Annotated in this window: 15 protein-coding genes; 14 read left to right on the forward strand and 1 reads right to left on the reverse strand. The window is 59.8% G+C overall.

What is annotated here, in order from left to right; genetic code table 11:
- Positions 1 to 39: 39 nt before the first annotated feature.
- Positions 40 to 675 (reverse strand): phosphoserine phosphatase SerB, encoded by a 636-nt coding sequence (serB, locus tag ARB25_RS03965; protein ID WP_055285969.1) that lies wholly within the window; start codon positions 673 to 675, stop codon positions 40 to 42.
- A 256-nt stretch (positions 676 to 931) separates the two neighbouring features.
- Between serB and aspS the strand changes: the two genes are divergently transcribed.
- From aspS to ARB25_RS10135, 14 genes are all read left to right on the forward strand, one after another.
- On the forward strand, positions 932 to 2,719 hold the full coding sequence (gene aspS / locus ARB25_RS03970) for an aspartate--tRNA ligase (protein WP_055285971.1): 1,788 nt from the start codon (positions 932 to 934) through the stop codon (positions 2,717 to 2,719).
- A gap of 356 nt (positions 2,720 to 3,075) precedes the next feature.
- Positions 3,076 to 3,324, forward strand: coding sequence for an HPr family phosphocarrier protein (locus ARB25_RS03975; protein WP_055285973.1), 249 nt, complete (start codon positions 3,076 to 3,078; stop codon positions 3,322 to 3,324).
- A 234-nt stretch (positions 3,325 to 3,558) separates the two neighbouring features.
- The gene (locus tag ARB25_RS03980; RefSeq protein ID WP_022094360.1) at positions 3,559 to 3,801 is read left to right on the forward strand and encodes a FeoA family protein; all 243 of its coding nucleotides are present in this window, start codon (positions 3,559 to 3,561) and stop codon (positions 3,799 to 3,801) included.
- A 40-nt stretch (positions 3,802 to 3,841) separates the two neighbouring features.
- Positions 3,842 to 4,063, forward strand: a complete 222-nt coding sequence (locus ARB25_RS03985) for a FeoA family protein (protein ID WP_006234774.1) — start codon at positions 3,842 to 3,844, stop codon at positions 4,061 to 4,063.
- 123 nt (positions 4,064 to 4,186) lie between these two features.
- The gene (feoB, locus tag ARB25_RS03990) at positions 4,187 to 6,514 is read left to right on the forward strand and encodes a ferrous iron transporter B (RefSeq protein WP_055285975.1); all 2,328 of its coding nucleotides are present in this window, start codon (positions 4,187 to 4,189) and stop codon (positions 6,512 to 6,514) included.
- A gap of 175 nt (positions 6,515 to 6,689) precedes the next feature.
- The gene (locus ARB25_RS03995; RefSeq protein WP_035136858.1) at positions 6,690 to 6,890 is read left to right on the forward strand and encodes a hypothetical protein; all 201 of its coding nucleotides are present in this window, start codon (positions 6,690 to 6,692) and stop codon (positions 6,888 to 6,890) included.
- 144 nt (positions 6,891 to 7,034) lie between these two features.
- Positions 7,035 to 8,114, forward strand: coding sequence for a substrate-binding domain-containing protein (locus ARB25_RS04000; RefSeq protein WP_055285976.1), 1,080 nt, complete (start codon positions 7,035 to 7,037; stop codon positions 8,112 to 8,114).
- 460 nt (positions 8,115 to 8,574) lie between these two features.
- On the forward strand, positions 8,575 to 10,002 hold the full coding sequence (gene uxaC / locus ARB25_RS04005) for a glucuronate isomerase (protein ID WP_055285978.1): 1,428 nt from the start codon (positions 8,575 to 8,577) through the stop codon (positions 10,000 to 10,002).
- Between the two features lie 87 nt (positions 10,003 to 10,089).
- Positions 10,090 to 11,604 carry a tagaturonate reductase gene (locus ARB25_RS04010; protein WP_055285980.1) on the forward strand — a complete coding sequence of 505 codons (1,515 nt, stop codon included), beginning with the start codon at positions 10,090 to 10,092 and terminating at the stop codon, positions 11,602 to 11,604.
- An 81-nt stretch (positions 11,605 to 11,685) separates the two neighbouring features.
- Positions 11,686 to 13,170: a UxaA family hydrolase gene (locus tag ARB25_RS04015; protein ID WP_055285982.1), complete on the forward strand. Its 1,485-nt coding sequence runs from the start codon at positions 11,686 to 11,688 to the stop codon at positions 13,168 to 13,170.
- A gap of 355 nt (positions 13,171 to 13,525) precedes the next feature.
- Positions 13,526 to 15,085 (forward strand): MFS transporter, encoded by a 1,560-nt coding sequence (locus tag ARB25_RS04020; RefSeq protein WP_055285984.1) that lies wholly within the window; start codon positions 13,526 to 13,528, stop codon positions 15,083 to 15,085.
- A 115-nt stretch (positions 15,086 to 15,200) separates the two neighbouring features.
- Positions 15,201 to 16,796, forward strand: a complete 1,596-nt coding sequence (locus tag ARB25_RS04025; RefSeq protein ID WP_055285986.1) for a glycoside hydrolase family 28 protein — start codon at positions 15,201 to 15,203, stop codon at positions 16,794 to 16,796.
- Between the two features lie 104 nt (positions 16,797 to 16,900).
- Complete coding sequence (locus ARB25_RS04030; RefSeq protein WP_055285987.1) at positions 16,901 to 17,710, forward strand: alpha/beta hydrolase; 810 nt, start codon at positions 16,901 to 16,903, stop codon at positions 17,708 to 17,710.
- Positions 17,707 to 19,872 carry a pectinesterase family protein gene (locus tag ARB25_RS10135; protein ID WP_070100731.1) on the forward strand — a complete coding sequence of 722 codons (2,166 nt, stop codon included), beginning with the start codon at positions 17,707 to 17,709 and terminating at the stop codon, positions 19,870 to 19,872. Before ARB25_RS04030 ends, ARB25_RS10135 begins: the two co-directional genes overlap by 4 nt.
- Positions 19,873 to 19,906: the final 34 nt, after the last annotated feature.

A 19,906-nucleotide genomic window follows, 5' to 3' on the forward strand; every position in this document is an offset into this window, starting at 1 on the left:
AACTATAGGACAGACTGATTCAATTGTTAGACGGATCGGCTAGTCACGCAGGATGATGTCCATGGCGAGCATCAGGTTGCGCTCGTCGATGGCAAACGGGGCGGCTTCGCGCGTCTTGGGCTTGGCGCAAAACGCGATGCCCGTGCCCGCAGCCTGAATCATGGGGATGTCGTTGGCGCCGTCGCCGATTGCCACGGTATGGGCCATGTCGACACCGCACTCAACTGCCCAGTCCAGCAGCTGGATGAGCTTGGACTCTTTGGTCACAATGTCTGCCGCCAGCTTACCGGTGAGCTTGCCGTCCACGACCTCCAGGCGGTTGGCCAGGCAAAAATCGATGCCCGCGGCGGCCACGATCTTGTCGGCGACCTCGTGGAAGCCGCCACTCACGACGCCGACCTTCCAGCCCTTGCTGTGCGCCGAGCGCACAAGCTCCAGCGCGCCGGGGGTAAACGTCACGCGCTCAAAGGTGCGCTCGAACACACTCTCGTCCAAGCCGGCAAGCAGCCCCACGCGCTCCTCGAGCGCCTGCTTAAAGTCCAGTTCGCCGCGCATGGCACGCTCAGTGATCTTCGCCACTTGCTCGCCTACGCCGGCCTCCTCGCCCAACAGGTCGATGACCTCCTGGTTGATGAGTGTGGAGTCGATATCCATAACGATGAGGCGTGCAGTCATGGCGGGCCTTTCCGAGTGCAGTTGTATTGGGGCACATTGTCGCACGTGGCGCGCCTTGGCGACGGCCACGGTGCGTCAATTGTTTCGTCTCCGTCAAGTCTTTGGGCAAGAGTTACTTTTTCGCGGCACATCGACACAGGTGCGATAAGATAGAACGCCATGTCTGGCTGCGCGGTTTACGCAGGCTGGGCAAATCTGTACGACGCCGCCCGGAACGACACGGGGCGGCACAGATCCATAAAGGAGGATCACTGGTATGAGCCAGACCCGTCCCATTGACGAGCATTCCATGCACACCCGTACCTGCGGCGAGCTTCGCTTCGAGAACGTGGGCGAAGAGGTCACCCTCACCGGTTGGGTGAGCCGTCGCCGCGACCACGGCGGCCTTATCTTCTGCGACCTTCGCGACCGCGAGGGCATCACGCAGCTCACTTTCGACCCCGAGCACTCCGACGGCGATGCCTTTAAGATCGCCGAGACCATGCGTCCCGAGTGGCCCATCAAGATTCACGGCGTCGTGCGCGCTCGTGGCGAGGAGACCACCAACACCAAGCTCGCGACCGGCGAGATCGAGGTCCTGACCGACCACGCCGAGGTGCTCAACACGTCCGTCACCCCGCCGTTCCAGATCGAGGACGGCATCGAGACCAGCGAGGACACCCGCCTGCGCTATCGCTATCTGGACCTCCGCCGTCCCGAGATGATGGCCAACCTCAAGCTGCGCTCCGACTTTACCTTTGCCATTCGCGAGGCGCTGCACAACCGTGAGTTCATGGAGGTCGAGACGCCCTCCCTGTTTAAGTCCACGCCCGAGGGCGCTCGCGACTTCATCGTTCCCAGCCGTATTCAGCCGGGTAACTTCTACGCCCTGCCGCAGTCCCCGCAGCTTCTGAAGCAGCTGCTTATGGTCGGTGGCGTCGAGCGCTACTACCAGGTTGCCAAGTGCTTCCGCGACGAGGACCTGCGTGCCGACCGTCAGCCCGAGTTCACTCAGGTCGATATCGAGATGTCCTTCGTGGACCAGAATGACGTTATGAGCGCGCTCGAAGAGGTCCTGGCCGATGCCTTCGGTCGCATGGGTGTCGAGATGCCTACGCCGCTGCGTCGCATGAACTACTGGGATGCCATGGACACCTATGGCTCCGACAAGCCCGATACCCGCTATGGCATGCACCTGGTCGACCTGACCGACATCTTTGCCAACTCCAAATTTAAGGTCTTCGCGACCGCTGCGAACGAGGAGGGCTCTGTCGTCAAGGCCATCAACGCCAAGGGCGCCGGTGCCTGGGCACGTGCCAAGATCGATAAGCTCGCCGGCGTGGCCTCCACGTTTGGCGCCAAGGGTCTGGCTTGGATCGCCTTCCGCGAGGACGGCTCCATCAACAGCCCCATCGTCAAGTTCTTCTCGGACGAGGAGATGGCGGCTCTGCGCGAGCGCATGGACGTCGAGCCCGGCGACCTTGTGATGTTCGCCGCCGGCCCGCGTCTGCTCTCTGACGAGATCTTGGGCGGCATGCGTTCTCACATGGCCAACGCACTCGAGATCAAGCGCGAGGGCCACGACTTCCTGTGGGTCGTCAACTTCCCGCTGTTCCACTGGGACGAGGACCGCAAGGCCTATGCTGCCGAGCACCAGCCCTTTACCCTGCCGACCGAGACCGACATCGCCAAGATCGAGGCCGATCCGCTGGCAGCCGGTTCGTGCACCTACGACTTTGTCATGGACGGCTTTGAGGCCGGCGGCGGCGGTATGCGTATCCACAACGCCGAGATGCAGATGTCCATGCTCAAGCTCCTGGGCTTTACCGAGGAGCGCGCCGAGTCTCAGTTTGGCTTCCTCATGGAGGCCCTCAAGTTTGGTGCGCCCCCGATGGGCGGTTTCGCTCTGGGCCTGGACCGCGTGTGCATGCTGCTCACCGGTTCCGACTCCATCCGCGACGTCATGGCGTTCCCCAAGACGGCCAGCGGCTCCGACCTCATGTCGGGCGCTCCGAGTGCCGTTAGCGGCGCCCAGCTCAAGGACGTCAGCCTGCGCCTGATGTAGGCGAGCGGCTACATATTGCCCGTAACGAGGGAAGGACGCGTGCCTTCCCTCGTTTTTTATGCGCGGGCGTTGCGAGGGCATAGGTTGACTGGGCGTCGCGGAAACTACGACCCGGAATTTGCGTCCAGAACGGGTCGCAGTTTCCCAAACAGGCCCCTTTGGGAAACTGCGTCCCAGAATCCAGCCAAATAACGGGTCGCACTTTCCGGTTGAGCCTTCTGGCGGAAACTGTGTCCCATCATTGACGCTCGAAATGGGATGCGATTTCCGTCCCGCCCTCAACAAGCATCTAACGCTACAATAACTACCACGTGGCTGGGTTTGCCGGCCGAATGTGCGATGCCGCGGGAGGGGACATGGTCGAGTTTACGAAGACGATTAAAGATCCGTTGGGACTTCACGCCCGCCCGGTCGCGCTGCTCTATGACATCATTGCCAAGCACCGTAGTGACGTGTCGGTTTCGATTGGTGACCGCCACACCGATGGCCGCGACGTTATAGGGCTCATGGCACTCTGCGGCGAATGTGGCGAAGACATCGTGTTCCGCGTTTCGGGCGTGGATGAGGCCTCCTGCGTCACATCGATCAGAAACCTCTCGCTCTAACTTCAACAATGTGACAAGGGGACAGTCCCTTTGTCTCGTAGATTGGTATGACAAGGCGTGGTAAAGGATGGTCCTTTGCCGCGCCCTTTTGTTTCGTATAGGAAACTTTTCCGAAAACTGAATCGGAACCCTTTCCAAAAAGTTAACCACGTGTTAGTTTACTAGAGCGAACATAGACGTGGTTAACTTTTACTGCGCCGATGTGGAGAACGAATCGATGTTAGGAGCCAAGTCATGTCTTGCGGACCGCAGATGCCGGCCATGCCGCTTTCGATGGTGAAGGCGGGCGAAACCGTGCGCGTGTCTCGTGTAAAGGGCAACGAGGACATGAAGCACCATCTCAAGGACCTCGGCTTTGTCGAAGGCAATGAGATTCACGTAGTGAGCTCGAGTGGCGCCAACATCATCGTTACCGTGCTGGGTGCCCGCTTTGGTATCGATTCCAAAGTGGCCATGCACATCATGACCGTCGGCTAGATGACGGTATTTTTGCAAGTACTGAAAGGGGGACAAGTAAATGAAGACGTTGGGTGACGTTAAGGTGGGCGAGAGCTCTACCATCGTCAAGCTTCACGGTGAGGGTGCGCTTCGCCGCCACCTTATGGACTTGGGGCTCATCAAGGGCACTTCGTTCAAGGTCGTGAAGGTCGCGCCGCTCGGTGATCCGGTCGAGATCAACGTGCGCGGCTACGAGCTTTCCATCCGCAAGGAGGAGGCGGCCGTCGTCGAGGTCCAGTAAGGGCTTGCGACGTATATTTCTGCAGATAAAGTTAGGTTTTTCTAACTTAATGCAGCATTTTTGAAGCACATTATCCAGCCCGTGCGGAGAAAGCAGCGCGGGCACACAAGGAAGAAGGATTGAATGGCGGATTCTCAGATCCATGTCGCGCTGGCGGGTAACCCCAACTGCGGCAAGACCACGCTTTTCAACCTGATCACCGGCGCCAACGGCTACGTTGGCAACTGGCCCGGCGTCACGGTTGAGAAAAAGGAGGCCAAGCTCCTAAGCGACAAGAACGTTACCATCACGGACCTCCCCGGCATCTACTCGCTTTCCCCCTACAGCCCCGAGGAGCAATGCTCGCGCGATTATCTCATGAGCGGCGAGCCCGATGTTGTCGTTCAGGTGGTCGACGCCACCAACCTCGAGCGCAACCTGTACCTGGCGCTTCAGGTCATCGAGACCGGCCTGCCCGTGGTTGTCGCCCTCAACATGGCCGACTTGGTCGAGAAGAACGGCGACAAGATCGACACGGACAAGCTCTCCAAGAAGCTCGGCTGCCCGGTCATGATGATCTCGGCCCTTAAGAATAAGGGTATCAAGGAGCTGTTCGAGCAGGTTAAGAAGTCTGCTGCTTCCAAGGGCCAGGTGCCGGAGCACAAGTTCGATTCCTCCATCGAGGACGTTCTTGACCACATCGAAAACAATCTGCCTGCGAGCGTTCCCGCTAACAAGCGCCGCTATTACGCCGTCAAGCTGTTCGAGCGTGATGCGGACGCCTGCAAGCTCATCAACCTCACCAAGGAGAAGGCCGCTCGCGTCGAAGAGCTGGTCGCTCAGTGCGAGCAGGACTGCGACGATGACGCCGAGTCCATCATCACCGGTGAGCGCTACGGCGTGATCGCACACATCATCGACGAGTGCCTCACCAAGGCCCCGGCCAAGATGAGCACCTCCGAGAAGATCGACCGTGTGGTTACCAACCGTATCCTGGGCCTGCCGATCTTTGTGGTCATCATGTTCTGCGTGTACTACATCGCCGTTTCCACCCTGGGCGGAACGGTGACCGACTTCACCAACGATCAGCTCTTTGGCACCGACGGTTGGTATGTGCTCGGTCAGGGCCGCGATGCTTACGATGAGGCTGTCGAGGCCGCGGGTGACGACGCCGACTCGGTCGACCCGGCACAGTACGGCCCCTATGTCCCGGGTATCACCACCATGGTGCACGACGCCCTTGTGGCGGGCGGCACCGAGGACGGTGGCCTGGTCGATTCGCTCGTCTGTGACGGTATCGTCGGTGGTTTGGGTGCCATCTTCGGCTTTGTGCCGCAGATGTTCCTGCTGTTCGTCATGCTGTCCTTCCTGGAGGACTGCGGCTATATGGCCCGCGTCGCCTTCATCATGGACCGCGTGTTCCGCCGCTTTGGCCTGTCCGGTAAGTCATTCATCCCCATGCTCGTGTCCTCGGGCTGCGGCGTCCCCGGCGTCATGGCTACCAAGACCATCGAGAACGAGAAGGACCGCCGCATGACGGTCATGACCACCACGTTCATTCCCTGTGGCGCTAAGCTGCCGATCATCGCCCTGCTCATGGGTTCCATCATCGGCGATTCTTCCACCACCGCCGCGTGGATCAGCCCGCTCTTCTACTTCCTGGGCGTTTTCGCCGTCATCGGCTCGGGTCTGATGCTCAAGAAGACCAAGCTCTTCGCCGGTCGCCCGACGCCGTTCGTTATGGAGCTTCCTGCCTACCACTTCCCGGCGATCCGCTCTTGGGCGCTGCACGTGTGGGAGCGCTGCTGGGCCTTTATCAAGAAGGCCGGCACGGTCATCTTCGCGTCCACCGTCGTTGTTTGGTTCCTGTCCAACTTTGGTAGCTACAACGGTTCCTTTGGCTTCCTGCCTGCGATGGACGGCATCCCCGAGGAGTTTATGGACTACTCCGTGCTTGCCATGCTGGGCAACCTGGTTGCCTGGATCTTCGCCCCGCTCGGCTTTAGCACCTGGCAGGCCACCGCGCTGACTGTCTCTGGCCTCGTCGCCAAGGAGAACGTCGTCGCCACCGCCGGCTCGCTGCTGTCCGTCGCCGACGCGGGCGAGACCGACCCGAGCCTGTGGACCGCGTTTGCCGGCATGTTCCCCACCATGGGCGCTTGCGTTGCCTTTGGCGCCTTCAACCTGCTGTGCGCTCCGTGCTTTGCCGCCATTGGCACCATCCGCAACCAGATGGATTCCGGCAAGTGGACTGCGATTGCCATCGGCTATGAGTGCGCCTTTGCTTGGGTAATCGGCCTGTTCATCAACCAGTTCTACAACCTGTTTGTGTTGGGACAGTTTGGTATCTGGACGATTGTGGCCATCGTGCTGCTGGTTGCGATGCTCTTCCAGATCTTCCGTCCCATGCCCAAGCATGCATGGACCGACGAGGACGAGACCAACGCTGCCTCCGCCGCAGTTTCCGCTTAAGTCCGAATAAGGATTAACCCCTTTCCACGAGCCCGGGTGTCCCAGCGACACTCGGGCTTTTTGGTGGGGGAGATGTGACGTTTCCGCAGATAAAACCGACCAAAATAAACCTGTCCCTTTTTGGTAGGTGGAGATTGAGGTAAAGTAAGTGGTGGTTAACTAGAGGAGGCTTGCTATGGCACCTATCGATATTGTTGTATTGGCCGTAATCGGTATTGCGTTTGTCGCCGTGTGCGTGCGCATCTACCGCAAGGGCACCTGCGCCGACTGCGCTCAGGGTGGCGTTTGCACGGGGCATTGCTCCAACAAAAAGACCTGCGCCGCGCTTAAGGGCGTAGACAAAATCGCCGAAGACTTGGGCCGCGGAATCAAGTAAGGCCCAGACATCTAAGCGCCTCGCGAGCATCCGTTCGCGGGGCGCTTTGTGCATTTGAGGGAGAGCACGGCGAGTCGAAGAGTATTTTTGGGGTATCGTTAACTGGACTATTAATTGGCAACTTATCTATAACGGAGTAACCGCATGAGCGCTCGCGTAACCATGAAGGACATAGCCGCCGAGCTTGGCGTTTCCATCAATACCGTGCACAAGGCTCTGACGGGAAAGGCCGGCGTGAGCGAATCCGTGCGCGCCAAGGTGAACGCTAAGGCCGAGGCCATGGGCTATCACCGCAACACAAGTGCCTCAAGCCTGCGCCGCAAGGATATCAATCTGGTGTTTTGCCTGCCCCGCGCATCGCGCGAGGGAGCGTACTTTTTCCGTTACCTGTGGGAAGGCTGCAATCGCTTTGAACAGGAGGTCATCGACCGGGGCATTACGGTTGAGCGCGTTGAATTTGGCGTGGGCGGCTACGCTGATGCACTCGAGCAAATCGACGAGCGTCTGCAGGTGGGCGAGAAGATTGATGGCTTGCTCGCCTATGCGCCGGGCGACGATCGTGCGACTGAGCTTTTGGGGCAGATCGCCGAGGCGGGCGTGACGATTGAGCTTGTCGATGGCGACCGTCCGCATTTGAATCGTTTGGGTGCGAGCTTGGCCGATTATTCGACGGCAGGCAGCCTTATGGCCGAGCAGGCGGCAAACCTGGTCCATGCTTCTGGGGCCGACGCCCGCGTGCTCCTTTTGGCAGGCGACCCATATACCGATTCGCACTATCTAACCGCCCGCGCCTTCCACAATTACCTGCGCGAACGTGATATTCCATGGCAGGTTGAGGATCTTGCAGGTGCTCATGCGCAAGTCAAACAACTCGAGCATGAGCTCGAAAAGCGCTTGAGTGCGCCGGACGCCCCCGAACTTATCTGTAGCGTTTTTGCCGTTGGTTCCGAAGTGGTTGCCGACGCGCTCGTCTCGACCGGCAAGGCCGGTCAGGTCATGGTGATCGGCAACGACCTGTTTCCCGAAAGTGCTCTGGCCTTGCGCCGCGGTATCTTTACCAATATTGTCTATAAGGACCCGACGAGCCTGGCGTATCGCGGCGCTAAGACGCTGGGCGATTATCTGCTGTGGGGAAGGACCCCGACGGTGCCCGTCCAGAAGGGCGCCGTCGAGATGGTATTTGCCAGCAATGTCGACCGCTACTGCGAACTTGCGGGTATTTAGCCGATTGAGCAGGTACCCCCTCTTGCGACGTGCATTTTTGGGAGTATTCAGCATTGGCATGCCCTGAATGAGGTGCAGAACGACTGTTTTAAGTGCCCCCGATGGCGTAATTTGCCATCGGGGGCACTTTTTATGCCGATCGGGCGCTATCTGCGTTCCAAATAGGACGCTGAGGATGGCGCACGGCGCGCTCCAATGCTGAATACTCCCAAAAATGTACGTCGGGACATGACCCACCTGAGCAAAAGCGCTCAAGTTCGGTGTTCGGGGACGCCAACCAGTCCGCAATACATGCAAGCCACGGCTCCGGCAACCGTTGAACGGGCAAAACCTACCGTTCACCCCATGGTGGTTAGGTGAACGTTCACCTTTTGAGTTGCAATGGATTAGTATAGTGAACGTTCACCTAAAGGATAACGAGCGCGCCGTGCGCCCGCCTTGCCAGCAAAGGGGCTGTTTGATGAAAAACTTTATGGACGATCAGGATTTCCTGCTGAGCACCAAGACCGGCGAGGAGCTGTTCCACAACTTTGCCGAGGGCATGCCCATCGTCGACTATCACTGCCACATTTCTCCTAAGGAGATTTGGGAGGACAAGCGTTTCGAGAACATCACCGAGGTTTGGCTGGGCGGCGACCACTACAAGTGGCGCTTGATGCGTGCCAACGGCGTCGACGAGCGTTTTATCACTGGCGACGCCCCTGCTCGCGAGAAGTTCCAAAAGTGGGCCGAGACCCTGGGTCGCTGCGTTGGCAACCCCGTCTTTGAGTGGAGCCACCTGGAGCTTAAGCGCTACTTTGGCTACGAGGGCGTCCTCAACGGCAAGACTGCCCAGGAGGTCTGGGACCTTGCCAACGCCAAGCTCGCTGAGGCTAGCTTTACCTGCCGTAACCTGATCAAGCAGTCCAACGTCCGCATGATCTGCACTACCGACGACCCCGCCGACAGCTTTGAGTGGCACAAGAAGATTGCCGCCGACGACAGCTTTGACGTCCAGGTCGTTCCCGCCATGCGCCCCGATGCCGCCCTGCGCATCGAGCGTGGCCAGGAGTTCGCCGACTACTGCAAGCACCTTTCCGAGGTTGCCGGCGTTGAGGTCAGCGACTTCGAGGGCATGAAGGCCGCCATCTCCAAGCGCTACGATGTCGCCCACGAGCTGGGCTGCCGCGCTTCCGACCACGCGCTCGACTACGTTATGTACGCCCCGGCTACCGCCGAGGAAATTGAGGCTATCTTTGCCAAGGGCCTTGCCGCCGAGCCGCTTACCGAGGACGAGGTCCTCAAGTACAAGACGGCCTTCATGCAGTTTGTCGCCGGCGAGTATGTGCGCCTTGGCTGGGCCATGCAGCTGCACTTTGGTTGCAAGCGCGACAACAACCGTGCCATGTTTGCCAAGCTCGGTCCCGATACCGGCTACGACTGCATCTCCAATTACACGCCGTCCGACCAGCTCGCTGATTTCCTCAACTCCATTCAGGAGACCTGCGGTCTGCCCAAGACCATCCTGTACAGCCTGAACCCCATCGACAACACCATGATCGATACCGTCATGGGCTGTTTCCAGGAGGCCCCGACCGCCGGCAAGATCCAGAACGGTTCCGCCTGGTGGTTCAACGACAACGAAGTCGGCATGCGCGAGCAGCTCACCGCCCTTGCCAACGAGGGCGTTCTGGGCAACTTCGTCGGCATGCTCACCGACTCCCGTTCCTTCCTGTCCTATCCGCGCCACGAGTACTTCCGTCGCGTGCTGTGCAGCGTGATCGGCGAGTGGGTCGAGCAGGGCAAGTACCCGGCCGACATGGAGCTGCTGGGCACCATCGTGCGCGACATCAGCTACAACAACTCCGTTCGCTACTTTGGCTTTGACCTGGACACCGTCGAGGCCTAAATCCAAACCTGGTTCCGGGAGCGCCGTCGCCACACGCGGCGCCCCCGTTTTGCTTACACGCTAACGGCTATCTAAGGAGACACATAGATGGAGAACATCAGTTACGATACGCTCGAGAAGATCGGCTACGAGGGCTATCTTCTTCCCAAGGACGCGCCGGAGAAGGTCCTGCAGTTTGGCGAGGGCAACTTCCTACGCGCTTTCGTTGACCGCTTCTTTGACATGGGTAACGAGGCGACCGGCTGGAATGGCAAGATCGTCATGGTCCAGCCCATCAGCGGCGCCTTTGGCTTTGCCGACGGTATCAATGCCCAGGACGACCTGTATACCGTGCTGGTGCGCGGCAAGGAGGACGGCAACACGGTCGACGAGTCCCGCGTGATTAGCGCTTGCAGCCGCTGCATCAACCCGTACCGCGAGGACGACTACCGCGCCATGATGGAGGTCGCCGTCTCTGACGACCTGGAGATTATCGTCTCCAACACCACCGAGGCCGGTATCGCCTATGACCCGTCCTGCAAGGCCGACGACATGCCACCCGCGAGCTTCCCCGCCAAGCTTGCCCAGGTGCTCCACACCCGCTGGGCTGCCGGTAAACCGGGCGTCATCGTCCTCGCCTGCGAGCTCATCGATCACAACGGCGAGGAGTTGCTGCGCATCATGAACCAGTATGTGAGCGACTGGGGCTGGGAGGACGAGTTTGCGCAGTGGATGGCCAACGACTGCACCGTCTGCACCACGCTCGTCGACACCATCGTACCGGGCCGTATCCGCGACGCATCCGAGGCCGCCGCGGTGGCTGAGCGTCTGGGCTACGAGGATCCCTTCCTGGCCGTGCGCGAGCCCTTTCAGATGTGGGGCATCCAGGGTGACGAGTCGCTTGCCGAGAAGCTTCCCTTTGTGAAGGCTGGTCTTCCGGGTGTCTTTGTGACTCCCGACGTCACCCCGTACAAAAAGCGCAAGGTCCGCATCCTCAACGGTGCCCACACCGCCTTCGTTCCGGGTTCCTGGGTTGCCGGCTTTGATATCGTGCGCGACTGCATGCATGACGAGACCATTCGCGGCTTCATGAACACCATGCTCTACGACGAGGTCATTCCGACGCTTGCCGCCGACTTGGATGTCGAGGACTGCAAGGCCTTTGCCGCCGCCGTCGAAAACCGCTTCGACAACCCGTTTATTGATCATGCGCTGCTCTCCATCTGCCTCAACTCCACGGCTAAGTGGCGCGCTCGCGACCTGCCCACGCTCAAGGACTACGTTGCCGAGACCGGCAACCTGCCCAAGTGCCTGGCGACGAGCCTCGCTACGCTCATCTCCTTCTACACGCAGGAGCTCGTGTCCCGCGAGGGCGACGGCCTGCACCTGCGTCGCTCCGACGGCACCGAGTACACCGCTCAGGACGACGCCTTCGTACTCGATTTCTACGCCGCCCACGCCGGTGCCGACGATGCCCAGCTGGTGCACGACGTGCTCACCAACGAGCAGATGTGGGGCGAGGACCTTACGCAGATCGCAGGTCTTGAGGAGTTTGTCGTCAGCGCGCTCGCTGTCGTGCGTGCCGAGGGTGCCAAGCAGGCCTTCGCCAACGCTCAGGCGTAAATTTCCGGCGCAGACGCGGGCGCGGGACGGCGTGCCCGCGTCTCGACTTCTGCTCAACCTGTAGGGTTAGGACCATTTGCAATGAACACTATCCAGATCAATCCGGCCGACAACGTGATCGTCGCGCTGTCGCCGCTTGCCAAGGGCACCGCCGTCGCGGTTCCCGGGGTGGGCGAGGTCGTGGCCGCGGAGGATATTCCGCAAGGCCACAAGATGGCTGTGCGCTCGATTGCCGCCGGCGAGGACGTCATTAAGTACGGCCTTCCTATCGGACACGTGACGGGCGATGTCCAGCCCGGTCAGTGGCTCCACACGCACAATGTGAAGACCAACCTTTCGGGCGAGGTCGAGTACACCTACAACCCCACGCATCCGGTCGTGGATCCCGTTGAGCCTGAGACCTTTATGGGGTTCCGCCGCGCCGACGGTCGTGCCGCGACGCGCAACGAGCTGTGGATCATCCCCACGGTCGGCTGTGTCAACGAAGTCGCCCGTGCCATGTGTGAGAAGGCCCAGGATCTGGTCGATGGCTCGCTGGAGGGTGTTTACTACTTCCCGCATCCCTTTGGCTGCTCGCAGACCGGCGCCGACCATGCCCAGACGCGTCGTCTGCTGGTGGCGCTCTCGCGTCATCCTAATGCGGCCGGCGTGCTATTCCTGTCGCTCGGTTGCGAGAACTGCACGCACCAGCAGGTGCTCGACGAGCTCGGTGACTTCGATCACGAGCGCGTTCGCTTTCTCAGCTGCCAGGATGTAGCCGACGAGCAAATCGAGGGCCACAAGATTCTGGCCGAGCTGGCTGACCTGGCCAAGCAAGCCAAGCGTGAGCCCATTTTGGCCTCCGAGCTGGTCATTGGTCTTAAGTGTGGCGGCTCCGACGGTCTTTCGGGCATTACCGCCAACCCCACGATCGGTCGCGTGAGCGATATGGTCGTCGCCCGTGGCGGCACGTCGGTGCTTACCGAGGTGCCCGAGATGTTTGGCGCGGAGAGCATCCTGCTCGACCGTTGCGAGAACGAGCAGGTCTTTAACGCTGCCTCCGACATGCTCAATGGATTTAAGGACTACTTTATTAGCCACGGCGAGGTCGTTTATGAGAACCCGAGTCCCGGCAACAAGGACGGCGGTATTACCACGCTCGAGGACAAGAGCTGCGGCTGCGTGCAAAAGGGCGGATCTGCCCCCATCGTCGACGTGCTGCCGTATGCCGGCCAGGCAAATAAACACGGCCTGAACATGCTGTGCGGTCCGGGCAACGACATGGTATCCACCACGGCGTTGACGGCTGCCGGCTGCCACGTGATTCTGTTCTCGACCGGCCGCGGCACACCGTTTGGCGCGCCGGCGCCTACCCTCAAGGTGTTCACCAATCAGCGTTTGTGCGACCACAAGGCCAACTGGATGGACTTTAACGCTGGCGTGATTGCCACGGGTGAGCGTACGCTCGACGAGGCTGCCCACGATCTGTACCAGCTGGTGCTGGAGACGGCGAGCGGTAAGCTCACGAGTGCTGAGCGCCGTGGCTGTCACGAGATCAGTATCTGGAAGGACGGCGTCTGCTTGTAGCGGCAAGTGCGCCCAAGCATAGCGAGATGTCACCGGCCCCATCGGGAGTGTTCCCGGCGGGGCTTTTTCGTTTCGTGGTTAAGTGAATATGTTGGAAAATCTGATAAACGTTCACCTATCTCATGGCTGTCCAGCATGGCACCCTTACCAGCAGAAAATAGGTGTGAGGATCTCAATTGTGTCCGTTCAGCGGTAAAAATCGACCGTTCAAGGATATTATTCAAGTGAACGTTCACCTGTCATAAGCAATCGCGCATAATCTAACTAAACGTTCACCCTGAACGCTGGGCAGACAGATGTCAGTGTGGACTCCAATGTCTTGCTGCAAGACAATCGAGAAAAGAGAGGGAGCTCGATGACTAATAAGATCGGAAAAAAGCGTAAGATCACATTCTGGACGCGCTTGGGCTTTGGTATGGGCGGTATGCTCAATTCCGGTGCCCTGACCTTTACGCACAGCTACATGGTGCTGTTCCTGTCCACGGAGTGTGGCCTGTCCGCAGGCGAGGCTGCACTGATCAGCTCGTTTGCCATCTATGTCAACGCTATTCTTTGCCCGCTGATGGGCTTTGTGGCCGATAACTTCTATGCCACCAAGATTGGCCGCATCTTTGGTCGTCGTCGTTTCTGGATCTTGCTGGCCATCCCGATGATGATCGCCGAGCCGCTCATCTTCGTGGCTACGCCGTTTGGCTTCCCGTACTACTTTGTGCTGTACCTGATCTACAACGTCGCGTATACGTTCTGCACCGCCAACCTGTCGCCGCTTACCATCGAGATGACCGACGACTTCAAGGAGCGTACGTACCTCACCGGCTACAAGCATCTCTTTGGTAACGCCGCCGGCTTCCTGATGGCTGCACTTGTGGGCTTCGGCTTTGGCACCTTCGGCGAGACCAACCCGTTCAGCTACTTCATCATCGCTACGATCAACGCTTCGGTCATGGCAATCTCGCTGCTCTGCGTGTACCTGTCCACGTGGGAGCACACCCCCGAGGAGGTCGCTCAGGAGAAGATCGAGAGCGTCGGCGAGGGTATCAAGAAGTTCTTCATCGACGTAATCTCCACCTTCCGCAACAAGTCCTTCCGCAAGGTCCTGTACGCACAGGTCTCCACGAAGCTCGCTGCTGCCTGCTGGTCTGCCTGCCTGTCCTTCTTCATCGTCTACTGCCTGCAGATTCCTAAGTCCTACGAGTCCGTGATGGAGATGCCTGGCAAGGTCGTCGCTATCGTCTGCACCGCCATCTGGGTCGCTCTCATGGCCAAGAAGGGCTTCCACAAGTCTTGGTACCTGGCCAACGTCGGTTGCGCTGCGTGCATCATCGCCTACAACTACTTCGCCTTTGGTCAGATCAATGGCACCTCCACGGTCGCCATCGCCATGATCGCCTACCCCATCATCTTCGCCATCTGGAAGTTCTTCTACGTCGGCTTCCAGTACCTGCCCGATGTTCTGCTCAACTACATCCCCGATGTCGATGAGCTCATCACCCTGCGTCGTCGCGAGGGCATCTACAGCTCCGCGCAGCAGCTCTGCCAGCAGATCGCCCAGGCTATCGCCGTCAACGTGTGGGCTATCGTCCTTGCTGCCTCCGGCTTCATTCAGACCGCCGGCAATAGCGACGCCGTGACCCAGCCCGCTACCGTGCCTCTGTATATCTGCGGCTACATGATCATCGGCTGCGCCGGCTTCTTCCTGCTTGCGGCCGTCCTTGCCCGCGGCATCAAGATCGACAAGGAGCAGTGCGACGTCCTTTGCGACGAGATTCACCGAGTCAAGGAGGGTGGCAAGATGGCCGACGTCAAGCCCGAGGTCAAGGCGCTTTGCGAGGAGCTCTCCGGCTTTAAGTACGAGGACTGCTTTGCCCACAACAACGTTGGCTTCCAGGACGGTAGCGTAACTCCCGCCGAGTAAGGCCGACATATCGTCCAAATCACAGGGCCGTGCCACCGGAATTCCGCCGGCAGGCACGGCCCTTTTTCAACAGCGTACAATTTGCCTTTAGAGCATCATTTTGAGGGAGAAACCCATGGAGACGAACGTTATCTGGCGCAACGCGCGCGCGGCGGTTATCGAGCTTGACGACGGCGGTTACTTTACCTGCGCCGATACGTGGGAGATCTTTGTCAACGACGAGCCCGCCGGTACCACGAATACGGTCGAGACCTATGTCGACGGCCTGACCCCCGGCAAGCGCAACCTGGTCCGTTTTGTCTGTGGCGAGCGTGAGCTGAGCGTAGGTGTCACCACGCCGGCTGAGCCCTTTACCATCAACGTTCGCGACTGTGGCGCCAAGGGCGATGCCGAGCATGATGACACCACCAACATCCAGGCTGCCATCATGGCCTGCCCCAAGGGTGGCCGCGTGCTGATCCCCGCCGGTAGTTATCGCATCAAGTCTCTCTTCCTTAAGAGCAATATCAACATCGAGCTCGCCGAGGGAGCGGTGCTGCTGGCCCGCCACGATCGTGCCGCGCTTGCCTACATTCCGGGAACGGTCACGGGCAACGAGGGCGCCGGTTATGCCGGTACCGATATGCTGCCCCTGGGCCGCTGGGAGGGGGAGAGCTTCTCGACCTACTGTTCTACCTTTACGGGTCTGGGCGTGCACGACGTGTGCATCTATGGTCGCGGCGCGATTGACGGTCAGACCGATTTTGCCGAGGACAACTGGTGGAACAAGGACTTTAAGAACATCTTTCGCCCGGAGGAGGGCCGCGAGGTCGCCCGTCCGCGCATGATCTTCCTGTCCGAGTGCCAAAACGTGAGCTTGGCTGGCTTCACCGTCCGCAACAGCCCGGCGTGGAACATCCACCCCATCCTGTGCGAGCACGTCGATGCGCTCTGCCTGTCCATCGAGGGTCCCAAGAACTCCCACAACACCGACGGCTTCGATCCTGAGAGCTGCGGCTTTGTCCGCATCTTGGGCTGCCAGTTCTCGGTGGGTGACGACTGCATCGCCGTCAAGAGCGGCAAGCTGGGCATTGAGCCCGAGCTTCGTCCCGCCACGCACGACGTGCTGATCTCTCACTGCTACATGCACGATGGTCACGGCGCCGTGGTCCTGGGTTCAGAGGCTGCCGGCGGCATCAAGGACCTTACCGTGAGCAAGTGCCTCTTTGAGCGCACCGACCGCGGCCTGCGCGTCAAGACCCGCCGCGGTCGCGGCAAGGACGCCGTTAACGAGGGCATCACCTTCGAGCACATTCGTATGGACGAGGTGCTTACGCCCTTCGTGGTCAACTCGTTCTACTTCTGCGACAAGGACGGCAAGACCGACTACGTGCAGTCTCGCGAGGCACTGCCCGTCGACGACCGCACACCTGGCTTTGGTGCCACGACGTTTTGTGATATCGAGGCTACTAACTGCCACGCGGCTGCTGCTTACATCACGGGCCTGCCCGAGAGCAAAGTGACGCGCCTGACGTTCCAGGATGTCCACGCGACCTTCGCGCCGGATGCCGAGCCCTTTGTCCCGGCCATGGCCTGCGGCGTTGAGCCCATGGTGCGCCAGGGCATCATCGCGCAAAACGTCAAGGTACTCGACCTGCAAAATGTGGTGATCGAGGGCCAGGACGGCGAGGAACTGCAGCTCCAGAACGTCGACAAGGTTGTCCGTTCCTAACTCGGGTTGATGACCAGGGCTGCATTGTCGGATAAATCGGCAATGCAGCCCTTGTGCGATACGGCCGTGTGCGCTGCGCTACGCATCATGGTGAAAGGGAATACATGCTCAATAAAACGATTCCTGTCGGGGTCGATGGCTCGTCTGCCACGATTACGTCTTTTGTTTTTGCCCCGACCGAAGATGCTTATGCTTTAAAACCGCTGCCTGCAGTTGTGGTCGTGCCAGGAGGCGGCTACGATCACGTTTCGCCGCGCGAAGGCGAGCCGGTAGCGCTCCGTTTGTTGGCGATGGGCTACCAAGCGTTTGTACTGAACTATTCGGTTGCTCCGGCTGTCTATCCGCTGGCATTGCAAGAACTCGCGCGGGCGGTCGATACCGTCCGAAGCCATGCGGCAGAGTACTGTGTCGATCCTGATCGGATTACGGTCATGGGTTTTTCGGCCGGTGGGCATCTAGTTGGCTTGCTCGGGGCGCTTTGGGACCAACCCTGGCTTGCAGAGTCGATTTCGGCATCGCCTGAGTCGATTCGGCCTGACACACTTTGCTTGGGCTATCCGGTCGTAAGCTCGGGGGCCTATGCTCATCGTGGTTCGTTTGAACACCTAACGGGTGCCGATGGCGCTTTGGCTCAAAAGTTGTCGATCGAGAATATGGTGGGCGATGGCTTCCCCCGTACGTTCTTGTGGCATACCGCCGAGGATGCATCGGTACCAGTTCAAAATAGCCTCCTTCTTGCGCAGGCTCTTGCCGACCACGGGATTGGCTTTAGCCTACATGTCTTTCCGCATGGAAAGCATGGGGCATCGCTCGCCACGGCCCAAACGGCATTTAAGGGCTGCGCCGAGCATATTCAGCCACAGGTTCAGGGCTGGCCCGAGCAGTTCGTTGCATGGGAGCGTGATGGACGATGAGCGAAAGTATCTATACGCTGCGCGTTTCGAGGGCTGCGGCAGGAGCGTATCCAACGATTTCCGATGCCTTGGCGGCAGCCGATCAGCTCTATCCGGATGCCGAGCAACCGGTGATGATTCGCGTCGATCCGGGCGAGTATTGCGAGCGGGTCGAGATTCATCGCTCGCATGTGACGATTGAGGGAGAGACGGCCGACAGCGTGCGTATCGTGGGCAGTCTGGGTGCCAAGATGCCTTCGGAGGACGGCTCGGGCGTCGACGGCACGCTCGGCACGTTTAGGACCTATACCGTTTTTGTCGATGCCGACGACGTACGGCTCGAGAACCTCACGATCGAAAACGATGCGGGCGATGGGCGCGAGGTCGGTCAAGCGATTGCCCTGTATGCTGATGGCGACCGTCTGGTTGTCGATGCCTGCTGCATTAAGGGACACCAAGACACGCTGTTTTTGGGTCCGCTGCCGCCGCATGAGGCCAAACCGGGCGGGTTTATAGGACCCAAACAGTATGCGCCGCGCCGGGTGGGGCGCCAGTATTTTCGACGTTGCCGGATCGAGGGCGATGTCGACTTTATCTTTGGCGGCGCGCGTGCCTACTTTGAGGGGTGCGAGATTCGCTCGCTCAACCGCGATATGGACGTGAACGGCTACGTGACGGCGGCGTCGACGCCCGAAGGCGAGCCGCACGGCTTTGTGTTCCACGGCTGTTCGTTTACAGCTCCGGATGGCGTGGCGCCGGATTCGGTCTACCTGGGTCGTCCTTGGCGCGAATGGGCGCAAACTGTGCTGATCGATTGCTGGCTGGGGCGACATATCAAGCGCGAAGGCTGGTGGGATTGGAATAAGCCGGCGGCACACAACTGCGTGCAGTATGCTGGCGCGATTCTGCATGGGCCGGCGGGTGATACTACCGGCTGGGTGCCGTGGGCGAATGAACTCGATGTGATGGCTGCCGCCGGGTACGCTCGCGAGCAGGTGCTTGCCGGTGGGGACGGCTGGGATCCCGAGGGCGGCGACGGTGATGCGGTTGAGACGGCTGGGCTATCTGCCAATGGTCGCACCGTGCACATCGAGACGTACTGCGAAGACGAGCCTGCGCTGCGTGCCCGGCTGAAGCGCGAGGGGCGCTCTGCCGCATTTGCGGGCCAGACTCCTGCAGATTTTGAGGCATGGAAGATTGCGACCAGGACTCGCCTGTGCGATGTTTTGGGCCTTTCGCTTATGGACCGCGCCCCGATTGAGATTCGTGAACTCAGCCGTGTGCGGGTTGCCGGCGGCATCGTGCGCACCCATGCGATGCTGCAGGTGGAGCGCGACGTTTGGATGCCGTTCTACCTGCTCGAGCCGCAGTCGCCTAAGCTCGATGCGCGCGGCCGCAAGTGTTGCTATATCTGCCCGCATGGCCATCAGGGAGCAGGCGCCGCAAGTGTTGCGGGCGTGACGGGCGTGCCGGCGGTCGATGATGCCGTGCGTAAGTTCAATTACGACTACGGTCTACGTTTGGCGCGTATGGGTTACGTGACCGTCTGCCCCGACGCACGCGGTTGGGGATACCGTCGTGACTGGAAGGGTCAGGGCGATGACGAGAACAGTTACTTGCGAGGGACGTGCCTAAACCAGGCACGTATGGCCGAGCCACTGGGTCTTACGGTCGCGGGCCTCAACGTCTGGGACAACATGCGTCTGATCGATTACCTAGAGGCGCGCGGCGACATTGCCATGGACGACCTGGGCTGTTTTGGCTTTTCGGGCGGCGGATACATGACGCTGTATCTGGCGGCGCTCGACCCACGCGTATGTAAGACGTTTGTCTCGGGCTACCTGTACGGTGTCGATGATTCGCTGCTGCACCTCAACGGCAATTGCAGCTGCAACTACACACCCGGACTTTGGCGCTTGCTCGACATGGGCGATATTGCCTCGCTTATTGCGCCGCGCCCGTTGTTAGTGCAGAGCTGCGAAGAAGATCATCTGAACGGTTCGCGCGGGCTGAAAAATGTCGATGAACAGCTCGAGATCGTGCTCGATGCCTACAAGTTGCTGAGTCGCAGAGATGGCCTGCGGCACGAGGTGTGTCCGGGTGAACACCATCTGGGAGTGACACATCTTGTCGAGGATATCGAATGGCTCGATTCGCACGTTGCGAAATGCGACCGTGCATAGCCCCTCGGCATGCTGCAAATAAACGGTACGTACC

It is taken from the genome of Collinsella aerofaciens (assembly GCF_001405375.1).
GTDB classification, from domain to species: Bacteria; Actinomycetota; Coriobacteriia; order Coriobacteriales; family Coriobacteriaceae; genus Collinsella; species Collinsella aerofaciens_F.